At 72.0% G+C, this 20,660-nt stretch carries 17 protein-coding genes and 1 tRNA gene; 12 read left to right on the top strand and 6 right to left on the bottom strand.

Annotated elements, in window-relative coordinates:
- Nucleotides 1–53 precede the first annotated feature (53 nt).
- Nucleotides 54–1,541 (bottom strand): PP2C family protein-serine/threonine phosphatase, encoded by a 1,488-nt coding sequence (locus tag ACFWRV_RS21755; protein WP_384336956.1) that lies wholly within the window; start codon nucleotides 1,539–1,541, stop codon nucleotides 54–56.
- Nucleotides 1,542–2,176: 635 nt separating this feature from the next.
- Between ACFWRV_RS21755 and ACFWRV_RS21750 the strand changes: the two genes are divergently transcribed.
- Nucleotides 2,177–2,929: a bifunctional DNA primase/polymerase gene (locus ACFWRV_RS21750; protein WP_384336954.1), complete on the top strand. Its 753-nt coding sequence runs from the start codon at nucleotides 2,177–2,179 to the stop codon at nucleotides 2,927–2,929.
- A 546-nt stretch (nucleotides 2,930–3,475) separates the two neighbouring features.
- Nucleotides 3,476–3,826: a hypothetical protein gene (locus tag ACFWRV_RS21745; RefSeq protein WP_384336952.1), complete on the top strand. Its 351-nt coding sequence runs from the start codon at nucleotides 3,476–3,478 to the stop codon at nucleotides 3,824–3,826.
- Nucleotides 3,827–4,080: 254 nt separating this feature from the next.
- On the opposite strand, the gene ACFWRV_RS21740 is transcribed toward ACFWRV_RS21745, so the two are convergent.
- From ACFWRV_RS21740 to ACFWRV_RS21730, 3 genes are all read right to left on the bottom strand, one after another.
- Nucleotides 4,081–5,046, bottom strand: a complete 966-nt coding sequence (locus ACFWRV_RS21740) for a DUF5926 family protein (protein ID WP_384336950.1) — start codon at nucleotides 5,044–5,046, stop codon at nucleotides 4,081–4,083.
- A gap of 240 nt (nucleotides 5,047–5,286) precedes the next feature.
- Nucleotides 5,287–5,961, bottom strand: a complete 675-nt coding sequence (locus ACFWRV_RS21735; RefSeq protein ID WP_384336948.1) for an ATP-binding protein — start codon at nucleotides 5,959–5,961, stop codon at nucleotides 5,287–5,289.
- Between the two features lie 84 nt (nucleotides 5,962–6,045).
- Nucleotides 6,046–6,882 (bottom strand): glycerophosphodiester phosphodiesterase, encoded by an 837-nt coding sequence (locus ACFWRV_RS21730; RefSeq protein ID WP_384337035.1) that lies wholly within the window; start codon nucleotides 6,880–6,882, stop codon nucleotides 6,046–6,048.
- Nucleotides 6,883–7,083: 201 nt separating this feature from the next.
- Here ACFWRV_RS21730 and ACFWRV_RS21725 point away from each other — a divergent pair, with 201 nt between their 5' ends.
- From ACFWRV_RS21725 to ACFWRV_RS21715, 3 genes are all read left to right on the top strand, one after another.
- Nucleotides 7,084–8,823 (top strand): S1C family serine protease, encoded by a 1,740-nt coding sequence (locus ACFWRV_RS21725; RefSeq protein ID WP_384336946.1) that lies wholly within the window; start codon nucleotides 7,084–7,086, stop codon nucleotides 8,821–8,823.
- Between the two features lie 86 nt (nucleotides 8,824–8,909).
- A tRNA-Ser gene (locus ACFWRV_RS21720) sits at nucleotides 8,910–8,996 on the top strand.
- 221 nt (nucleotides 8,997–9,217) lie between these two features.
- A complete protein-coding gene (locus ACFWRV_RS21715) occupies nucleotides 9,218–9,565 on the top strand; it encodes a PRC-barrel domain containing protein (protein ID WP_384336944.1) in 348 nt (115 codons plus the stop codon).
- A 171-nt stretch (nucleotides 9,566–9,736) separates the two neighbouring features.
- Here the strand turns inward: ACFWRV_RS21715 and ACFWRV_RS21710 are convergent, their stop codons facing one another.
- Nucleotides 9,737–12,706, bottom strand: a complete 2,970-nt coding sequence (locus tag ACFWRV_RS21710; RefSeq protein WP_384336942.1) for a family 16 glycoside hydrolase — start codon at nucleotides 12,704–12,706, stop codon at nucleotides 9,737–9,739.
- A gap of 292 nt (nucleotides 12,707–12,998) precedes the next feature.
- A complete protein-coding gene (locus ACFWRV_RS21705) occupies nucleotides 12,999–13,898 on the bottom strand; it encodes a bifunctional DNA primase/polymerase (RefSeq protein WP_384336940.1) in 900 nt (299 codons plus the stop codon).
- A gap of 347 nt (nucleotides 13,899–14,245) precedes the next feature.
- Between ACFWRV_RS21705 and ACFWRV_RS21700 the strand changes: the two genes are divergently transcribed.
- The 7 genes from ACFWRV_RS21700 to ACFWRV_RS21670 all read left to right on the top strand — a co-directional run bounded on the left by ACFWRV_RS21700 (nucleotide 14,246) and on the right by ACFWRV_RS21670 (nucleotide 20,526).
- Nucleotides 14,246–14,560: a hypothetical protein gene (locus ACFWRV_RS21700; RefSeq protein ID WP_384336938.1), complete on the top strand. Its 315-nt coding sequence runs from the start codon at nucleotides 14,246–14,248 to the stop codon at nucleotides 14,558–14,560.
- A gap of 322 nt (nucleotides 14,561–14,882) precedes the next feature.
- Nucleotides 14,883–16,040, top strand: a complete 1,158-nt coding sequence (locus ACFWRV_RS21695; protein ID WP_384336936.1) for an acyl-CoA dehydrogenase family protein — start codon at nucleotides 14,883–14,885, stop codon at nucleotides 16,038–16,040.
- Nucleotides 16,037–17,017, top strand: a complete 981-nt coding sequence (locus ACFWRV_RS21690) for a bifunctional MaoC family dehydratase N-terminal/OB-fold nucleic acid binding domain-containing protein (protein ID WP_384336934.1) — start codon at nucleotides 16,037–16,039, stop codon at nucleotides 17,015–17,017. The genes ACFWRV_RS21695 and ACFWRV_RS21690 overlap by 4 nt, the downstream gene beginning before the upstream one ends.
- A gap of 1 nt (nucleotide 17,018) precedes the next feature.
- Nucleotides 17,019–18,179 carry an acyl-CoA dehydrogenase family protein gene (locus ACFWRV_RS21685; RefSeq protein WP_384336932.1) on the top strand — a complete coding sequence of 387 codons (1,161 nt, stop codon included), beginning with the start codon at nucleotides 17,019–17,021 and terminating at the stop codon, nucleotides 18,177–18,179.
- Nucleotides 18,176–18,619, top strand: a complete 444-nt coding sequence (locus ACFWRV_RS21680) for a MaoC family dehydratase (RefSeq protein WP_384336930.1) — start codon at nucleotides 18,176–18,178, stop codon at nucleotides 18,617–18,619. The genes ACFWRV_RS21685 and ACFWRV_RS21680 overlap by 4 nt, the downstream gene beginning before the upstream one ends.
- Entirely contained in the window at nucleotides 18,616–19,782 is a 1,167-nt protein-coding gene (locus tag ACFWRV_RS21675) for a lipid-transfer protein (protein WP_384336928.1), read from the top strand. Before ACFWRV_RS21680 ends, ACFWRV_RS21675 begins: the two co-directional genes overlap by 4 nt.
- Before the next feature lie 180 nt (nucleotides 19,783–19,962).
- Nucleotides 19,963–20,526 carry a SigE family RNA polymerase sigma factor gene (locus ACFWRV_RS21670; RefSeq protein WP_384336926.1) on the top strand — a complete coding sequence of 188 codons (564 nt, stop codon included), beginning with the start codon at nucleotides 19,963–19,965 and terminating at the stop codon, nucleotides 20,524–20,526.
- Nucleotides 20,527–20,660 lie beyond the last annotated feature (134 nt).

The following is a 20,660-nucleotide window of genomic DNA, read 5'->3' as shown; positions in this document are numbered from 1 at the left end:
GGGCCTGTTACCGGAGAGAGCGTCGCAGAGGCGGCCCGGGGGCGGCCGAGGGGTCAGTCGAAGTGGGCGGCGAGGATCACGACATCCTCGGTGGAGTCGCTCCGGTCGAGGCCGTCGGGGAGCATCGTGCGCAGGACGTGGTCGGCCACGGCCGCCGGATCGTGCCGCCCCGACTTCGGCACGGAGGCGGCGGCGGAGTGCAGCCGGGCGAAGGCGCGGTCCATCGCGTCCCCGGTGCGGCGCAGCAGCCCGTCCGTGTAGAGCAGCACCGTCTCACCGGGCGCGGGGCTGAACTCCACGCTCGGCGCCTCCCAGCAGGCGAGCATCCCCAGCGGGGCGGAGAGCGTGGTCTCGACGAACTCGCAGCGCCGCTCGCCGAGTACCAGCGGCGGGGTGTGCCCGGCCCCGGCCAGCACGACCTTGCGGGCGGCGGGCTCGCAGTAGGCGAAGAGGGCGGTCGCGGTCCGCGCGGGCTCGGTGAGCCGCAGCAGCAGTTCCAGGTCGGAGAGGACGGCGACGGGGTCCTCTCCCTCCATCACGGCGTACGCCCGCAGACTGGCGCGCAGCCGGCCCATGGCGGCCATGGCGCTCGGCCCGGACCCGCCCACGGAGCCGACGGCGAGGCCGAGCGTGCGGTCGGGCAGCGGCAGCGCGTCGTACCAGTCGCCGCCTCCCCGGGGGCCGGTGCGGTGCCGGGCGGCGAGCTGGACGCCGGGGATCCGCGGCAGCCGGCTGGGCAGCAGTTCCTCGGCGACGGCGGCGACGTCCGCCCGGGCGCGCTCCAGCTCGATCAGACGGGCCAGGTGCTCGGTGGCGTAGCGCGCGTAGAGGCCGGCCAGGTGGCGCTGCTTCTGCGCGGGCTCGGCGGGTTCGTCGTAGAGCCAGAGCGCCGCGCCGAGCCGGCCGGCCGCCTCGGAGGAGAGCGGGAGGGCGTAGCTCGCGGCGTAGCCGAGCCGGGTGGCGACCTCGCGGTGCCGGGGGTCCAGGTTCTGCTCGCCGAGCAGGTCGGGGCTGGCGACCCCGTCCGCGGTGTCCGGCAGCCCGTCGAGAACGCGGCCGAGGGCGGTGGCCGCGCGCGGCACGGTCTCGATGTGCCCGAGCTCGGCGTGGGTGAGCCCGAGGCCGAGGGTGGCGGAGGGGCCTTCGCCGTTCGCCGGTTCCAGAACGAGAAGTCCGCGGCGGGCTCCGACGAGGGCGGCTCCGGCGTGCAGCAGCTCGTTCAGGGCGGTGTCGAGGGTGCTCGTCCCGGCCAGCCGCTCGGTGAGTTCGTGCAGGGTGGTGAGGTCCGAGACCCAGCCCGCCAGGCGGTCCTGGATGAAGGCTCCGGGCGGTGCCGGGACCTCCGTCAGGGGCGCGGAAGTCTGCGTTGAAACCGGAACCTCTGGATCGATTCCAGCCACTTTCGGCAGGTGTGGGGCGCTCATGGCAGCCAGCTTTCCGACCGGTGTGATTCGTCGAATAGCATCGCAAACCCCCATGTGATTCTGCGCCACTATCAATGCATCCACATGTACACGCACAAGTAACCCGATGTCCAGCATTGTCCCTTCGGGGTCCGGGCGATTCGTGCTCTCCCAGTGTCGGTTAACTTGGCCAAAAAATGCACCCTATGGACGCTATTTGCGATCGACTGGGGCTGCTCGACAGGGGCACCTCCGGGGTCAAGTCGCCGGAGGAGCGTCATCCCGGGCATGCTGGGTACGTAAACGGTGATGCGCGGGTGTAGTTGTGATCGCCCAGGAACCCGGCAGCGGGTTCGGGCGTCCTAACCCGTGACGACGACGCCCCGGCCCCGGACGGCGGGGTTCGCACCAGGGACGGCAGGCGAGGCGCAGGCCACCCTCGCCCGGCGACCGCCGACCCGGCTCGACCCGCACGACTCTGCCAGAGCAGCACGACTCCGCTCGGTTCAGTTCGGCTCCGTTCGGTCAGTTAGGCCCCGTTCGGTTCGACTCCGCTCGACTCTGCTCGGTTCGGCTCTCAGCTCCACCCAGATCGGTTCTATTCGGATCGATTCCACTCGGCTCGGCTCGGCTCACGCTCGGTATCGACGGCACGCACGTCCCTGTACCGCAGAAGTGATGGGCACGTACGCACAGCGAAGAGATACGCACGTGGTGTCACGCACGCGTGCTGTCATGTGGATTCGGCGTTCAACGGAAAGGAACGAGCGCTCATGCGCGAGATCCTCGGAAGGCGACGCAGGCTCCGGCTCCGGCGCAAGGAGGGGACCGCCCGGCTCGACGCGGCCCTGACCTGCGCCACCGTATGGCAATGGCCCGTGCTCCCCGGAGTGGGGACGGCGCAGGCCGCCCCGCACGGCCAGAGCGCCGGCCCCGGCTGCGCCTGCCCCGAACCCGACTGCGCCGTACCGGGCGCACACCCCTTCGACCCCGGCCTGCTGGCGGCCACCACGGACGAGCGCATGGTGCGCTGGTGGTGGGCCAACCGCCCCACCGCCCCCGTGATGCTGGCGACCGGAGGCCGCGCGCCCTGCGCGGTGAGCCTGCCCGCCGTGGCCGGCGCCAGAGCGCTGAGCGCCCTCGACGCCCTCGGCGTGCGGCTCGGCCCGGTCGTGGCGACACCCACCCGGTGGTCGCTGCTGGTGGCCCCGTACACCCTGGAACGGCTCGGCGAGCTGCTGTACGCGAAGGACTGGGTGCCCAGCTCGCTCCGGTTCCACGGCGAGGGCGGCTACCTCGTCCTGCCGCCGTCCCGGACCGGCACGGGCCAGGTCCGCTGGGAACGGTCCCCCGCACCGCTCGGGGCCTCCTCCTCCGCCTCCTCCGCCCCGGTGTCCCGCGGGCGGGCGAAGGGCGGGGCTCCGGTGGCCGTGGCGCCCTGGCTCCCGGATGTCGAAGCGGTCCTGGACGCCTTGGTCGAGGCGAGCACCGGCGCGCCGGGGGGCGGTAGCCGGCTCGCCTACTGACGTCCCGGGCGAGGACGCCGGGCGGCCTCGGAAGGGGCCGCCCGGCGTCCTACGGGGGGAAGCCGGGCGGCCTTGGGAAAGGGGCGGACGCGGAAAGGGAAGCCCGGCGTCCGGCTCACTCGAACGGGTGTGAGCCGGACGGGATCCGCGGTATTCGCGTGCCGGGCGAACCGCCGGCGCGCATGACGCCGATATCGTCGCTCCGCCGTCAGGAATTCCGCGCAGTCGCCAGGTGGGGCCACCATGAATCTCCGCATGATCGGTCTCACGGCTGCCGTCGTGTTCGCGTGTCTGGTTCCGCTGGTCGCCATCGCGGATCCTGCCGTTGCTCCGGATGCCGTATCCGGCGATGCGGCCGACGCCAAATCTTCTGGCGGGTCACCAGAAAGCCTACGGTCAAAGGATTCTGACGCTCATTCTGGAGATGGCCCAGACATTCATTCTTCGGCGTTGCCGAAATCGCCATCGAGAATGAGCGCAGAAGCCGGATCACTGCCCGAGTCTGATCGTTCGTCCTCTTCTGGCGGCGGCAGTCGGGGTACGGACGTGGCGGCCCGGTGCGGACCCGAGCTGGTCGCACCGGAAGGCGTCGAGGCGCAGACCTGCGTCATGACCCAGGACGGCGAGAGCTGGGCGCGCGTCTACTACCGGAACGCGACCGGCGAGGAACTCCGTTCCGCACTCACGCTGATGGGGCCGGGCGGGCGGACCGTGGAACTGCACTGCGCGCCGATCGCCCACGACGAGCCGGGCACCTGCGAGACACCGCGCGTCCCCTCCGAGGGCGCGCCCCGGTCCGCCACGGCGGTGGCGGAGTTCATGGGCACCGGGCCGGTGCACGAGGCGCCGCTGCTGCTCCGCACCGGATCCGAACGCGCGCCGGGCGCCACGGGCTGACCGCGGCGGCATGAAGGGTAAGGAGGCGAGGGCCGTACGGGCTCCGCGCCCGGGGTGTCACAGGGGCGGGCCGCAGCCGGAAACGAAGACGCCCGGTCGCTGGCGACGGGGGATGCACCAGCGACCGGGCTTCTAGAACCGTAACAAGAGATCTGCCGTTCGCAAATTCGATCTCGCCTGTAGGGACGCCGATTTACTTACGAGTACGGCGAGTTGTGATGCGGGTCACCGTCTGCGGCGCCCCGTCGTCACGGTCAGCTGAGGGTCACCTGGCGGTTGGTGAGACCGCCCCGGGCCCGGCGTTCCTCGGCGGTGAGCGGGGCGTCGGACGCGAGCGCCGTCGCCAGTCGCTCGGCGAACTCGACGGCGGGCTTCTCGCACGCCTCGGCGCCCATCGAGGTCGGCAGGTCCCAGACGGGGACCACGAGACCGTGCGCCCGGAACGACCCGACCAGCCGGGTGTCGTCGCCGAGCGAGGAGGTGCCCGCGGCGTGCAGCCGGGCGAGCGCGTCGAGGAGCTGCTCCTCGGGGTGCGGCATGACCCAGCGCAGGTGGTTCTTCTCCGGGGTCTCGCACCAGTAGGCGGCGTCCACGCCGGACAGCAGTGTCGTCGGGATCGCGGCGGCGTTCGCGCGCTCCAGCGATGCGGACACCTCGGGGGTGGCGTTCTCCGCGTCCGGCACCCAGAACTCGAACCCGGAGTGCACGTCCGGCGCGAAAGCGGCGTCCGGGGCGAGGAGGTCCTGGAGACGCGGGCCGTCGGCCGGCACGCGGCGGGCGGTGACCGGGGAGCCGGGCTCGGCTTCCAGAGCGCGCTGGAGGGTGTCCGCCAGGTCGCGGCTGAGGTCGCCGGAGGAGGTGTCGTTCTGCAGGGCGAGCAGGACGGAACCGTCGTCGCGGCGCAGCGCCGGCCAGGCCATCGGCAGGACCGTCGCGAGCGTCACCGACGGAACTCCATCGGGCAGCCCGTCCTTGAGGGTCAGTTCGACCGTGGCGGCGGGCACCAGCTCGCGCAGCGCGACCCAGTCGCACTCGCCCGCGAGTCCCTCGAAGGGGCGGTGCACGAGCTCGGTCACGGCCTGGGCGGCGGCGCGTCCGTGACACGCCTTGTAACGGCGGCCCGATCCGCACGGGCAGGGCTCACGGGCCCCGACGACCGGGATCTCACCGTCCTTGAGCTGCTGCTTCCCGGCCTTGGACTGAGGGCGCTTCTTGGCCATGGTGGGCATTCTCCCGATTGCGACAGTGCGGACTCGGCGCGAGCCTAGCCGCCCGGGGAGCCCTGCCCCGCCCACGTACGCCCTCGGTCCTATGCCGCCCGTGCGCCCGGCCGTGCCGTCCGTGGGCTCCGGCCGGGCGGTCGGTGCGCTCGGGGCTGTGCCGTCCGTGCGCTCGGCGCGTACCGTCCGTGCGCCCGGGCCCTGCCTTCCGTGCGCCCGGGCCCTGCCTTCCGTGCGTGCTCAGCCGACGTCGTCGAAGGCCTCGGAGAAGTCCAGACCCTCGAACCCGGTGAGTCCGCCGACGCCGCTCGCACCCGAACCGCTCGTCCCGGGGCCGCTCGTATCGGAGCCGTTCGCTGCGGAGCCGTTGCCGCCGATGCCGGGCGGCTTCTTCGAGGAGACCAGCGCCCAGACGGTGACCTCGCCGGACGAGTCGTCCCGTACGCCCCACTCCTGGGCCAGGGCGCTGATGATGTTGAGGCCCCGGCCGCCGCGTGCCGTCACCGAAGGGGTGGCCGGAACCGGGCGGGTCGGGCCGCCGCCGTCCGTGACCTCCACGGTGAGCCCGCCGCCGGTGTCCACGCGCCAGGCGGCGCGGATGTCCCCGTCGCCGACGTCGGTGTGCCGCCCGAGCGGCCTGCCGTGCCGGCAGGCGTTGCTGAGAAGTTCGGAAAGGATCAGAACAGCGTCGTCGACGACCGCGTCCGACACCCCGTTGCCGCGCAACTGCTCACGCATCCGGTGTCGTGCCTGCCCCACGCCGGCAGGGCCATGAGGAATGGCCATGCTCGACGACGCGGGCACCTCTTGTGCCACCACCAACGCCACCCCCGAGACCTCCTTTGCCCCACGCCACGGGTTGGATGCCCCACTGAGCTGGACCGGAAACCGGCCAATGCGCTGCCGGTGACGCACTCGTAACGATCGAACGCGCAGCGAATGCGCCGGTGCACACCCCGTAACGGCCGAGGTCGGGGACCTCGCGCGTCCCCATCCGTACTAAATGCGCCCCAGTTGGGACAGAACCTGCTTCGGGCGGTTGGTGATGATCGCCTCGACGCCGAGTTCGGCGCACAGGTCGACGTCGGCCGGTTCGTTCACGGTCCACACGTGGACCCGGTGCCCCGCGCGGTGCAGCCGCTCGATGTACCCGGGGTGGCTGCGCACGATCCGCATGCCGGGACCGGCGATCCGGGACCCGGCGGGCAGTCGCCCGTCCCGCATCCGGGGCGAGACGAACTGCATCAGGTAGACCGTGGGCAGCGTGGGCGCGGCCGCCTGGACGCGGTGGAGGGAGCGGGCGGAGAAGCTCATGACGCGGATGGGCGAGGGCCCGTCCGCGGGCGGACCGGCCAGTCCGAAGCGCTTCAGCAGCTCCAGGAGCCGTTCCTCGACCTGCCCGGCCCAGCGGGTGGGGTGCTTCGTCTCGATGGCCAACTGCAGGTCCCGCCCGGTGGCGCGCACCTCGGTGAAGAGCTCCAGGAGCCTTTCCAGGGTGAGTACGGAGGTGAGCTCGCCCGGCACCGGATCCCAGTCGGGCGACTCCTCGTGGTCCTTCCAGGAGCCGAAGTCGAGGGCGGCGAGGTCGGCGAGTTCCAGGGCGGACACGGCGCCGCGCCCGTTGGACGTACGGTTCACCCGCCGGTCGTGCACGCAGACGAGATGGCCGTCGGCGGTGAGCCGGACATCGCACTCCAGGGCGTCGGCACCGTCCTCGATCGCCTTGCGGTAGGCGGCCAGGGTGTGCTCGGGGGCGTCGTCGGAGGCCCCGCGGTGGGCGATGACCTGGATGGAGGTGTGCGCGCTGCGCTGCCGTGCGTGGGTCACCCGGGCCATGGTGTCACCGCCGCGGGGATGGCTGAGCACATGTCACCCTGGAGGTCTGTTTTGTCGGATGTAAAGATTGGTGTGCGGATGCACAGGTCCTGCTTACAGTGGCCCGACGTGTTGTGGGAAAAGCTGACCGCAGACACGTGCACAGCGGATTTCTTGCCGAATGCCGACTGGATGCCGAGTGGAACCGAGGAGTAAAGAGCTGTGAGCACCGAGAACGAGGGCAACGAGGACCGCGCGGTACCGGCCGTGCCGTCCGTTCCGTCCGCACCTCCCGTGCCGGCCGACACTCCTGAACCGGCCACCGACGGAGTCACGCCTCCGTCGTCGGCGGCTCCGGCCCAGGATGCGCCCGCGCCCGGCACGGCGCACGACTCCGCACAGGACACCGCGCGCCTTCCCGTGCATGACACCGGCGCGCCCGAGGGCACCCCGCACGCCCCCGGCGCGCAGCCCCCGGCACCGGCGCACGCCGAAGCACCGCGCCACGACCCCACACACCAGGGCGCTCCGGCGCCCCAGGGCTCTTCGGCCACGCCCGGGTACGCCCAGGGCGCCGCCCACCCGACCTCGAACCAGCCGCCTCAGCAGCCGCCGCAGCCTCCGCAGCACTCCCCGTACGGAACGGCCGGCGGATACGGAGCGGAGCCCGGGCTCCCCGCGGGGGCCGCGTCCTGGCCGCCGCCCCCGCCCGCCGTCCCGTCGTACGCCGGCGGGGACGCCGGTCACGCGTCCGGCGGTATCGGCGACGGCAGCGGCCACGGCCCGGTCTGGGGTGCTCCGGTCCCGCCCGGCTCGGGTCCTGCGGGCGGCAGGAACGGCAAGGGCAGGGCAGGCGGCCTGGTGGCGGCCGTGGCCGTGGCGGCGCTCGTCGCGGGCGGCATCGGCGGCGCCCTCGGATTCTGGGCGGCCGACCGCAACGACAACGGCTCCTCCGGCAGCTCGACCACGGTCTCGGCGTCGGACACCCCGAAGGACCTGAAGCGCCCGGCGGGCACGGTGGCCGGGGTCGCGGCGAAGGCGCTCCCCAGCGTCGTCACCATCGACGCACAGGGCGGCGAGGGCGAGGGTGGCACCGGCACCGGCTTCGTGTACGACAAGGAAGGCCACATCCTCACCAACAACCACGTGGTGGCCTCCGCCGCGGAGTCCGGCGAACTGTCGGCGACCTTCTCCGACGGCAAGAAGTACGCCGCCGAGGTGGTCGGCCGGGCGCAGGGCTACGACGTGGCCGTGCTGAAGCTGAAGAACCCGCCGCAGGGCTTGGCGCCCCTCTCCCTCGGCAACTCGGAGGGCGTCGCGGTGGGCGACTCGACGATCGCGATCGGCGCGCCCTTCGGCCTCTCGAACACGGTCACCACGGGCATCATCAGCGCCAAGAACCGCCCGGTGGCCTCCGGGGACGGCCAGAGCAACAAGAACTCCTACATGAGCGCGCTGCAGACCGACGCCTCGATCAACCCGGGCAACTCCGGCGGCCCGCTGCTGGACGCGACGGGCGCGGTCATCGGCATCAACTCGGCGATCCAGTCGACCGGCGGCGGCCTCGGCCAGTCCCAGGCCGGCTCCATCGGCCTCGGCTTCGCGATCCCTATCAACCAGGCCAAGAACGTCGCCGAGCAGCTGATCAAGACCGGTAAGCCGGTCTACCCGGTGATCGGCGCGACGGTGACGATGGAGGAGAAGACGGGCGGCGCGGCGATCTCCTCCGAGGGCGCGGGCGGCACCCCCGCCGTCACCCCGGACGGCCCGGCGGCCAAGGCGGGCCTCAAGGCGGGCGACGTGATCACGAAGTTCAACGACACCGTGATCGACAGCGGCCCGTCCCTGATCGGCGAGATCTGGACCCGCAAACCCGGCGAGAAGGTGACCCTGACGTACGAGCGCGACGGCAAGGAGGCCACCGCCGAAGTCACCCTGGGCCAGCGCGAGGGCGACAGCTGACCGGCTAGGCTGTCCCACGCGTCGAACCGGCCCCACACGGGCCTGACGGCCCATCGGCTTGCACAGCGACGGGACCGCCGACGCGGGGTGGGTTGCCCGAGCGGCCTAAGGGAACGGTCTTGAAAACCGTCGTGGCAGCGATGTCACCGTGGGTTCAAATCCCACACCCACCGCAGGTGTACGGCCCCCGACCAGGAGTTTCGGTCGGGGGCCGTACTCGTGCGTGCTGTCCGTCGGCGTCCGTGGTCGCGTCGTGCGCTGTCCGACCGACTCGTGCGTCCCCTTTGCGGTGGGCCGGGTGCGCTTGGCGGGCACGTACCGGGGCATCAGCCGGGTGAAGCGATCGGCAAGGCGTCCGGCTTTCGCAGCCGGGCGGGAGTGAGGAGACGTGCCAGTGGGCGATGTGTGGGGGTTCGGGCAGGACAGTGGCTACGTCCCGGGGCAGGCGTTGGTGGGATTCAGTGTGGAGGCCGCCGACGGGGTCATCGGGCATGTGGAACGCCAGGAGGATGAGCCGGGCAGGCAGCACCTCGTGGTCGATACCGGGGTGTGGAAGTTCGGCAGGAGCGTGCTGATCCCGGCCGGTGCGGTGATCGCCGTCGACTCCGGGGCGCAGACGGTGAAGGTCGGGGCTTCCCGGGACGAGATCAAATCGGCCCCTCGGTTCGCCACCGACAGCGAGACGACCGACCACGACTACCTGGCCGAGGTCGGGGCGCACTACGTCTCCCTGCGTGCCTGAGTTCTGGGCCGGCAGGACCCGGGCTCGCAGGACCCCGGCCGGCAGGACCCGGGCCCGCAGGGCCTGAGCCTGCGCGGGTGGGTCGGTGGTGGGCGGTGAAGAACAGGAAGCGGTGTTGCCCCCTCCGGACGGAGGGGGCAACACCGCTTCGTCGTGCGGTCGGGCCGCGTATCAGAGCCGTTCGATCCAGATGTTGCGGAACCTCGGGTTCTCACCGGGGTCCCCGTGGTCCTGCAGCTTGATGTGGCCCGGTGCCGGGCCCTCCGGGCGGCCCGCGCCGGTGGGGCCGGCGATGGCGACGTTCTTGTGCACCAGCTTCCCGTTCCACCGGAGGGTCACCCGCGCGTCCTCCACCTTCTTGCCGTCGCTGCCGAAGCGAGCCGCCCGGAACTCGATGTCGTAGCTCTGCCACGTGCCGGGCGGGGTCGCCGCGTTGGCGTCCGGGGCCTTGCGCAGATAGATCGAACCGGCGTCGTTGTTGGCGGGCACGTCGACCCCGAAGGACTCCAGCACCTGGAGTTCGTAACGCTCCTGGATATAGACCCCGCTGTTGCCCCGGGCCTGTCCGGTGACGTCCGGCGGATAGTCCGGCTGGTACCACTCGGCGTGCATCCGGAAGTCGCCGTACTTCTCCTTCGTCCGGATGTCCCCGCCCAGGGACTCCATGAAGCCGTCCGCCACCGGCCACTTCGCCGGACTGCCGTCACCCGACTCCCAGGCGTCGAGGTTCGAGCCGTCGAAGAGGGTGGTGCGCTGCGTCGGGGTGACGGTGAGGTTGTCGAGGTTCACATGGCCGTCGTCCTCGGCCTCGTAGGCGTACGTGATCGTGTTCGCGCCCTTGCGCAGGGGCACCGACTCGGTGTGGGTCGCCCACCTGTTCCAGGCGACGGTGGAGTTCAGCCAGATCTGTTTGTGGCGCTCGCCGTTGACGTACAGGGTCATCGAGCGGGGAGTGGGTTGCGGGTCGGCGTTCTGGCCGTTCGCGTAGCGCAGGGCGAGGTCGTGCTTCCCCTTCTTGTCGGCGCGTACGGCGAACGTGGTGCGGGAGCCCGGCTCCCAGTTGTTGTCGATGAAGCCCGCGCCGGAGTAGCCGGAGTGGTTGTCGTTGAACTTGGTGCCGCCGGCCGGCGAGGCGGACTCCGCCTCGTACACCGGCGGCGGCTTCGAGCCGTCGGGCAGCGTGTTCAGGCTGTACCACGCCTCGGTGCTCCACAGCTCCGCGCCGTTCTCCGCGGCGAAGGGGCGGGGGGACTGCACGTGCACCACCCTGCCGGGGCGCAGGCCCTCCATCGCGAGTGTCACGGTCCTGCGGTCCTCGGAGAGCGTCGCGGAGGTGACGTCGAGGGTCTCCTCGTCGACCTTCGGGCCGCCGTATCGCGGGGTCGCCACATAACGCCACTGCTGGGCTTCGTACTTCGCCGCCAAGTCCTCGGCGGTCTCGTCCGAGAGCGGCTGGGTGTACTCGATCTCGAAGCCTCCGTCGATCGCCCGCATGGCGCGCATGTCGAAGGCCTCGTCGCCGGTGAGCGCGAGCTTCTGGAGGCCGAACTTGAGCTTGCCCTCCTGGCCCCAGTTCCCCGCGTCGCCGATGCCGCCGGCGTAGATCGCCCCGTCCGGGCCGAGGCTGATCCGGTTGACCCCGGCCTCCAGGCCCTGCGTCATCCGGAACACCGCGCCCTGGTACTCGCCGCCGACCTTCTCCAGGAAGGCCCGCTGGAGGCCGCCGTAGGTCACGTCGCCGAAGACCATCTGTCCGGCGAAGGGCCCTTCGGGCAGGAGGAGGGGGTTGCTCGGCGAGTTGGAGATCTCACCGTGCGGCAGCCAGAGGACGGGCTCGGTCACCGGCTGGTCGTCGTAGACGCCGTCCGGGTTCGTGTGGTGGTTGTAGAAGGCGCCCTGCTTGATCCGCACCAGCTTCGACGTCGGCACGTACGCGCCCTGGTTGTCGGTGGCGAAGATGTCGCCCCCCGGGCCCCGGCCGAGGCCGTTCGGCGTGCGCAGCCCCCCGGCCACGTACGACACCTTGCCGGTCTTCTTGTTGATCTTGAGGGTGGATCCCCGGTTGGGCACGTTCTGCGGGTCCTGGGTCGCGCCCCCGGGGACCATGGCGATGCCCGTGCTGACGTAGAAGTGCCCCTTCTCGTACAGCAGCCCGAACGCGAACTCGTGGTAGTTCCCGCCGAACGGCCAGGTCGCGATCTTGCGGTACTCGTCGGTGACCTCGTCGCCGTTCTTGTCGACCAGCGCGGTCAGACCGTCCTTCTCGGACACGTAGAGGGTGCCGTCGACGTACGCGAGGCCCATCGGCTCCAGCAGGTTCTCGGCGACCAGCTTCTTGGTCACCTTCGACGGGTCGGTGGCGCCGGTGACGTTGTCGAGCAGATACACCTGCCCGAGCTCGCTCTCCCTGCTGCCGCCCCAGGTGCTGACGGCCAGCCGGCCGTCCGGCAGCCAGGCCATGCCGGTGACCTGCGGTTCGAAACCGTCGGGGCGCAGATCGGTCAGCGTGTAGTCGGGATGGACGCCGCCCAGCGGCAGACCGTCGCCCGGTGAATCGTCGACGCCCTCGCACAGCTTGCGGCCCGGGGAGGTGACCCGGGTGACGTCGGCGTCGGTGCTCAGTACCGAGGTGGGGACGACGGTGTACGCGTCCGACCCGGGCGGCCGCCACTCCAGCAGGAGGCGCTGGTCGTACTCGCCGTCCCAGTGGTCGATGCGCAGGGCGTGCGCGCCCGCGGTCAGCTCGGCCGAGCCGTCCTTGGGCTGGGCGCCGTGCTTGCCTCCGTTGTCGATGACCTCGGTGCCGTCGATGATCAGCCGGGAGCCGTCGTCGCTGGTGATGCGGAAGTCGTACGTTCCGGCCGACTCGATGTTCAGGTACGCGGTGACCTCGGTGACGAACTTCCCGCTCAGCCCGAAGTCCTCGGCGGTGGTCCAGTCGATCGTCGGCTTCAGCTCGTCGACGTTGGGCGTCTGCCCGGGCTTCAGCTCGCAGAAGTCGTCCAGCGGCATCTGTACGTCGAAGACCCGCATCGTCACGCCCGGTTCCTGGGGCGGTATGTCGGGGGGCTGGGCGGCGGCCTGGCCCTGGGCGAGGGACACGAGGAACAGGGCTGAGACGAGTACGGTCAAACGCCGCATGGGCCTTCCTCCTTGAGGGCCGAGGCAGCCGGCGGTCCAGTGGCTGACGGGCTGCCGCACAACAGTGAAGGGCAGCCCCCGCGCGAAAGGCAACAGGTCGGTAAGCGCTTTCTATTTTATCGTTGCAAAGCCGGGGTGCGGTTGATCGCCCCGAGTCGCGCTTCGGGCTTTAGGTCCAGTGCCAAAACCGCCGATGGGTGGGTAGGAAGCGCTGTCATTCCTGGCCTCCTCGGCTGACCTCCGTCCTTCCCGGTGACGGTTGTCGCCGGAACGGGCCCTGGGAGGCTGAGGGTTACGGGGATGCGCTTCCCCGGCCCGACGTCAGCCGCGCCGCCGAGGCGATCGCCGCGCGGGCCTCGTGCTCCGGCAGGCCGGTGCGGACGGCGGCGGCGGTGAGCGCGTCGGCCAGGGCGTCGCCGAAGCCGTGTTCGTAGGCGCGGCAGGCCGCCCAGAACAGGCGGGTGTTGCGCTGGCCCTCGTGGGCGGCCAGCACGAACTGGATCAGGCCCTCGCCCCGCCGGTCCGGGGTGCGGGTGGTGCTCGCGCCGCCGGCGGTCGCGGCCGCACGGCGGGGCTGGGTGAGGAGGCGGAGCAGGGCGCGGGGGCACGGGGCCGGGTTGAGGTGGGCGGTGCCGGGGGCCAGGCGGTAGCGGCCGTGGGCGGTGACCGAGCCGGGGCCGACCAGGTAGCCGCCGCTGCCGCGGATGTCGATGCCCGGGGCGAGGCGGCCGGCGGAGTTGGGGACCGTCGCGCCGGCGGGTCCGGTCAGCCAGAGGTGGCGGCCGCCGCTCGGGGTGAGCACCGTGACCGTCGCCGGAATGGTGAACAGGTGCTGGAGCGCCAGCTGCCGGAGCGCGCCCGCCGCGTCGCTGCCGTACGCGGGGTCCACGTCCAGGTCGATGCCGATGAGGCGGTGCGGGGCGCGGCCGCAGGCGATGCCGTAGCCGGTGGCCCGGGGTGCGGCGGCGAAGAGGGCGCGGACGGCCGCTGGGTCGGTGGTGGCGTCGTGCACCCCGTGTCCCGGCAGTCCGCACTCTCCCCGGCAGTGCCTCGGGGGCTGCTCGCCGTGGTGCGGGGAGCGCAGTGCGGGGAGCTTCGCGGCGGAGAGAGGGAAGACGGGGAGCCCGCGCCCGGCCGCGGCGAGGGCGTGGGCGAGGGCCAGGGTGGGGGTCTGTCGGTCGATGGTGGCCATGGAATCATTTTCGTACAAGCGTTCGAAGAAAGGAAGAGGGGGAGGTGGCGGGTGGGTGTGGACCGCCTGGGGGCCGCCCGGGGTGACCGGGTGGCGGAACGCTTCTTCCCGGGCGCGCCAACGGGTCCGTCGCGATCGCCTCGCCGATCTGGACGTTCCCGCGGCTTATGAGGTTTATCCGCTCTTCGTCATACGTGAGAGGGAATCGGGAGGGGATGAGGGGTTCGCCGGGGATGTGCTGGGCAACTCTGGTCTCGCGACGTTGTGAACAGCACCGGGGTGGTCGGCCAACTCCCCCGGAACCAGCCGAATTTGAAGCCGCAATTCCGCTTTCTGGAGGAAATGACATGGCAAGTATCCGTACCGCTCGCGCCCTCGTCGCTGTCGCTGCTCTGCCCCTGACCGTCGCGCTCTGCGGCGGGGTCGCCCTGGCGGACAACGGGTCCTTCGCGAACGACGGATCGAACGCGGCTGTGGCGACGGTCGGCGGCAGCGGTGTCGGCGGCAACAACTCCGGCAACTCGTCCACGACCCAGCAGCAGGCCGTCGGCGCCGGAGCGTCGAACCAGAACACGTCCGCCCAGGTGAGTGGCTCGGCGTTTGTGCCGATCGACCAGTCGGACAACAGTGTCGCGGTGAACTTCACGCCCTTCTTCTGGTGATCCTCCTCAGGTGAAACGGTCGTCGGGACCTCCCGGGGGGTGGGTCCCGGCGGACTGAACGGCAGCCCGCGCGCAGGCACTTCGGTGTCCGCGTGCGGGCTGCCGCCGTCTTGACAGGGGTCAGGATCTGACGGACAGTCAGAAACCGGAGCGTGGGGCGTTGGCCACCGGCCACCGGCCCCCGGTCACCCGGTCACCCGGTCCCTGGCCACCGGCCACTGGCCACTGATCACCGGGCCGCTGGCCATCGGGCCACCGGTGGCCGGGGGCCTGTCGGCAGCGCTCCGGCGTGTGACGAGTCCGCAGCCCTGGAGGCCCCTCCGTGCATCTCGCCCCGACGGAACGCCAGCAACGGATCCGCGAAGAACTCCGTTCGTATTTCCGTACGTTGGTGCCTGACGTGACCGCGAGTCCGAGCGAACAGCGGCGGCTGCTCCGCCGGATCGGCGCGGACGGTCTGCTCGGGCTCGGCTGGCCCGAGGAGTACGGCGGCCGGGGCCGGGGCCCCGACGAGCAGTTCGTCTTCTTCGACGAGGCGTACCGGGCCGGCGCCCCGGTCTCCATGGTCACGCTCAACACCGTCGGCCCGACCCTGATGGCGTACGGGACCGAGGAGCAGAAGGCGTACTTCCTGCCCCGCATCCTCGGCGGCGACCTCGTCTTCGCGATCGGCTACAGCGAACCCGAGGCCGGCACGGACCTGGCGGCGCTGCGGACCCGGGCCGTGCGGGACGGCGATACCTGGGTCATCGACGGCCAGAAGATCTTCACCAGCAACGCCCAGCAGGCGGACTGGATCTGGCTCGCGTGCCGCACGGACCCCGAGGCCCCCAAGCACCTCGGCATCTCGATCATCCTGGTGCCCACCGACGCCCCCGGCTTCTCCTGGACGCCGATCCGGACCGTGGGCGGGGTCACCACCACCGCCACCTACTACGACGGCGTACGCGTCCCGGTCACGCATCTCGTGGGCGAGGAGAACGGCGGCTGGAAGCTCATCACCAGCCAGCTCAACCACGAGCGCGTCGCCCTGGCCGCGATCGGCATGCAGGCCGAGGACTTCTACGAGGATGCCCTCACCCACGCCCGTACCCCCGACCCCACCACCGGGCGCCGCCGGATCGACGAGCCGTGGGTGCGCGCCCGGCTCGCGGAGGCGTACGCCCGGCTTGCGGCGACACGGCTGCTGAACTGGCGGCTGGTCGACGCCGTCGGCGGGGGCGCACCCGCTCCCGGAGAGGCCAGCGGGGTGAAGTTCGCGGGCACCGAGAGCGCGGTGGAGGTCTACCGGATGTGCCAGGAGGCCGTCGGCGACACCGCCCTGCTCCGGGGCGGTTCTCCCGGCTGCTTCGGGCCGGGCGGCGAGCTGGAGCGCATGAACCGCGCGGCGCAGATCAACACCTTCGGGGGCGGTGTCGGCGAGGTGCAGCGCGAGATCGTCGCGACGGCCCGGCTCGGGATGACCCGGAGCAAGCGATGAGCGGGCGGGAGCCCGAAGGCCCCGGGCCGGAGTCGGGGCCGGGGGGCGAAGGGGCGCCGGGCGACGAGCTGTACGCGGTGCTCTCCGGGTTCGCGGGCCGTGCCGCCGCCACCGCCGGGCGCGGCAAGGACCCGGTCAACGAGCCGATGATCCGGCACTGGTGCGAGGCGATGGGCGACACCTCGCCCGCCTACCGGGGCCCGGACGCCGTCGCCCCGCCGACGATGCTCCAGGCGTGGACGATGGGCGGGCTGACCGGCCATACCGACCACCGCTCCGCCGCGTACGACGCGATGTTCGCGCTGCTCGACGGCGCCGGTTACACCTCCGTCGTCGCGACCGACTGCGAGCAGGAGTACCTGCGCCCGCTGCGTCCCGGTGACCGGATCACCTTCGACACGGTCATCGAGTCCGTCTCCCCGCGCAAGACGACCAAGCTCGGCACCGGCTACTTCGTCACCACCCGCACCGACGTCCGCGCCGACGGCGAACCCGCCGGAACGCACCGCTTCCGCATCCTCAAGTACCGGCCCGCGCGCAGGGGGCAGGCCGAGGAGCGGCCCCTGCGGCCCCGCCCCGTGATCAATCGCGACAACGCCGGGTTCTGGGCGGGGGTCGCCGAGCACCGGCTCCTGATCCAGCGCTGCACGGACTGCGCGACCCTGCGCCTCCCCTGGCTGCCCGGCTGCAACGCCTGCGGCGGCGCGCAGTGGGACACGGTCGAGGCGGGCGGGGAGGGCACGGTCTTCAGCCATGTCGTCATGCATCACCCGTCGTTCCCCGCCTTCGCCCCGGACGGCGAGGGCGGACCGTATGCCGTCGCCCTGGTCGAGCTGGCCGAGGGTGTCCGCATCGTCAGCAACGTGATCGGTGTGCCGTACGACAAGGTCCGCGTCGGCATGCCCGTGCATCTGGAGTTCCTCACCACGGACCCCGACCTGGAACTGCCGGTCTTCCGCGCGAGCGAAGGTGGTTGAGATGGACTTCACCCCGAGCGAGGAGCAGTCCGCCGCGCAGGGGCTGGCCGCGCGGATCTTCGGCGACCTCTCCACGCACGAACGGCTGGCGGCGGCCGGTACGGGCACGGACGCGGAGCTGTGGAAGGAGCTGTGCGCGGCGGGACTGCCCGGTGCGGTCGAGGACGTCGGGCTGCTCGGCCTGGTACTCCTCCTGGAGGAACAGGGCCGGACCACCGCGCAGGTCCCGTTCGCGGCCACCTGTGTGTACGGGCTGCTCGCGGTCGCCGAGCACGGCACGGCGGAGCAGCGCGAGCGCCTGCTGCCGGGGCTGCGCGACGGTACGGCGGTGGCGACGGGCGCCTTCCCGGCGCGGGGTGGCGTACACATCTCGGACGGTGCGCTGTCCGGGGCCGTGCCCTGGGTGCCCTGGCTGCGCGACGCCACCCAGGTGCTGGTGGCGGACGCCGAGCGGGTCCTGTGGATCGTGGAGGCGGCCGCGTCGGGCGTCACCGTCGAACCGGTGGAGACGACCGCGCCCTGGGCGGCGGGCCGGCTCGTTCTCGACGGCGTACGCGGGGAGCGCCTGGGGAACGGGCCGGGGGCGTACGCGGCCGTCCTCGCCAGCGCCCGTACCGCCTTCGCCGGGCTCCAGGCCGGGGTGTGCGCAGGCTCGCTCGCGCGGGCCGTCCACCACACCGTCACCCGAGAGCAGTTCGGGCGTCCGCTCTCCACCAACCAGGGCGTCCTGCTCCGCGCCGCCGACGCCCACATGGACACCGAGGCGATCCGGGTCACCGCGTACGAGGCGGCCTGGCGCCACGACGAACACAGGGATGACGCAGCACAGGCCTTGACCGCCGCCTGGTGGGCCTCGGAGGCGGGCAAGCGGGTCGTCCACGCGGGCCAGCATCTGCACGGCGGCGCCGGGGCCGACCTCGACCACCCGGTCCACCGGCACTTCCTCTGGGGCCGCCAGCTCGACGCGTACCTCGGCTGCGGCAGCGAACTCCTGGAGGAGCTCGGCCTGTTGCTTGCGGCAGACGGTCAGGAGGAAGGGGCGTTACGCATGCCTCCGGCCGATCGTCAGGAGGAAGGGTCGTTGCGCATGCCTCCGGCCGATCGTCAGGAGGAAGGGGCGTTACGCATGCCTCCGGCCGATCGTCAGGAGGAAGCGTCGTGACGCAGGCCCACCGTGTCGGCGACGAGCTGCCGCCCCTGGAGATCCCCGTGACCCGGACCCTCATCGTCGCCGGGGCCATCGCCTCGCGCGACTACCAGGACGTGCACCACGACGCGGACCTGGCCCGGGAGAAGGGATCCCCCGACATCTTCATGAACATCCTCACCACCAACGGGCTCGTCGGCCGCTACATCACCGACCACTTCGGCCCCACCGCCGTCCTCCGCAAGGTCGCGATCCGGCTCGGCGCCCCCAACTATCCGGGTGATGTCATGCGGTTGACCGGACGCGTCACGGACGTGAGAGCCGGAGAACCCGCCGAAGCGACCGTCCTGGTCACCGGCGACAACGGCATCGGCCGCCACGTCACCGGCACGGTCACCGTGGCCCTCCCGCAGATCACCGTGGGCCTCCCGCAGAAGGGTGGAAGGGGAGCATGAGCATCCGCAGGGCCGACTCGCTCGGCGGGCAGGCGGCGATCGTCGGCATCGGGGCCACCGAGTTCTCCAAGGAATCCGGCCGCAGCGAACTGAAGCTGGCCGTCGAGGCCGTCCGCGCCGCCCTCGACGACGCCGGCCTCACCCCCGCCGACGTGGACGGGCTCGTCACCTTCACCATGGACACCAGCCCCGAGATCAGCGTCGCCCAGGCGGCCGGGATCGGCGAGCTGTCGTTCTTCTCCCGGATCCACTACGGCGGCGGCGCGGCCTGCGCCACCGTGCAGCAGGCCGCCCTCGCGGTGGCGAGCGGCATCGCGGACGTCGTCGTCTGCTACCGGGCCTTCAACGAACGCTCCGGCCGCCGCTTCGGCTCCGGCGTCCAGCGGCGCGAGCCGACGGCCGAGGGCGCGGCGCTCGGCTGGAACCTGCCGTACGGGCTGCTCACCCCCGCCTCCTGGGTGGCGATGGCGGCCCAGCGCTACCTGCACACGTACGGCCTCGGCCCGGAGGTCTTCGGGCACGTGGCGGTCCTCGACCGGCGGCACGCGGCGCGGAACCCGGCGGCGTACTTCCACGGGAAGCCGATCACGCTCGCCGACCATGCCGCCTCCCGCTGGATCGTGGAGCCGCTGCGGCTGCTGGACTGCTGCCAGGAGACGGACGGCGGCCAGGCCCTCGTCGTCACCAGCGTGGAACGGGCCCGCGACCTGCCCCGGCCGCCCGCCGTCGTCGTCGCGGCGGCGCAGGGGGCGGGCCGGTCGCAGGAGCAGATGACGAGCTTCTACCGGGACGGGCTGACCGGCCTGCCGGAGACCGCCGTGGTCGCCCGGCAGCTCTGGCGCAGCTCCGGACTGACCCCGGCCGACATCGATGTGGGCATCCTCTACGACCATTTCACCCCGTTCGTCCTGATGCAGCTGGAGGAGTTCGGTTTCTGCGGGCCGGGGGAGGCGGGCGACTTCGTCGCGGCGGACGTCCTTCCCCTGAACACCCATGGGGGTCAGCTGGGGGAGGCGTACCTCCATGGGATGAACGGCATCGCGGAGGCCGTCCGGCAGATCCGGGGCACCTCGGTGAACCAGGTGGCGGGGGCGGCGAGATCGCTGGTCACGGCCGGTACGGGCGTTCCGACGTCGGGCCTGGTGCTGGGCGCGGACGGCTGAGCGGCACCGCCCGGGCCCGGGAGACGCCCGGCGGCTCTCGGGGGTGGACCCCGACGGTCGCGCACAGGCCCCTCCCCCTTCAGGAGGTGCAGGGTGGACGCCCCCTACAACCTGAGGCGGACAGTGCTTCGGGACCTGGGGCCGATCCCCTCGGCGGCGCCCGCTCCTAGCGTTGGGTACATGACCACGCCAGTCTGCACGGGCGCCTCCAGGGCGGCCTCTGCCACCACCGCCGGCCACCCCCACGCGCCCTACGCGTCGTTCTCCTCGTACGTACGGGCCCGGGGGCCGGTCCTGCTGCGTACCGCGCGCTCGCTCACCGCGAACCCGTGCGACGCGGAGGACCTGCTGCAGACCGCGCTCACCAAGACGTACGTCGCGTGGGAGCGGATCGAGGACCACCGGGCGCTGGACGGCTACGTCCGCCGGGCCCTGCTGAACACCCGCACCTCGCAGTGGCGCAAGCGCAAGGTCGACGAGTTCGCCTGCGAGGAACTCCCCGAGCGGGAGACCCTTCCGGCCCCGGACCCGGCCGAGCAGCAGTCGCTGCACGACGCGATGTGGCGCGCGGTGCTCAAGCTCCCGGACCGCCAGCGCGCGATGGTCGTCCTGCGCTATTACGAGGACCTGAGCGAGGCGCAGACGGCGGAGGTCCTCGGCGTGTCGATCGGTACGGTCAAGAGCGCCGTCTCCCGCGCTCTCGGCAAGCTCCGCGAGGACCCGGAGCTGACGCCGGTCCGCTGACCGGAACGAGCGTCGGGGCCACGGCCGGGGGCGCCGTCGGGACCACCGCAGGGGATGCCGCCCGCATGGCTCCGGCAGGAGACGCCATATGGCCCCGGGTCAGGATTTTTCTCCCGCGAGTAGTGACATACCGC

This window comes from Streptomyces sp. NPDC058576 (assembly GCF_042718715.1).
Lineage (GTDB): Bacteria > Actinomycetota > Actinomycetes > Streptomycetales > Streptomycetaceae > Streptomyces.
This window is presented reverse-complemented; position numbering and strand designations above follow the sequence as displayed.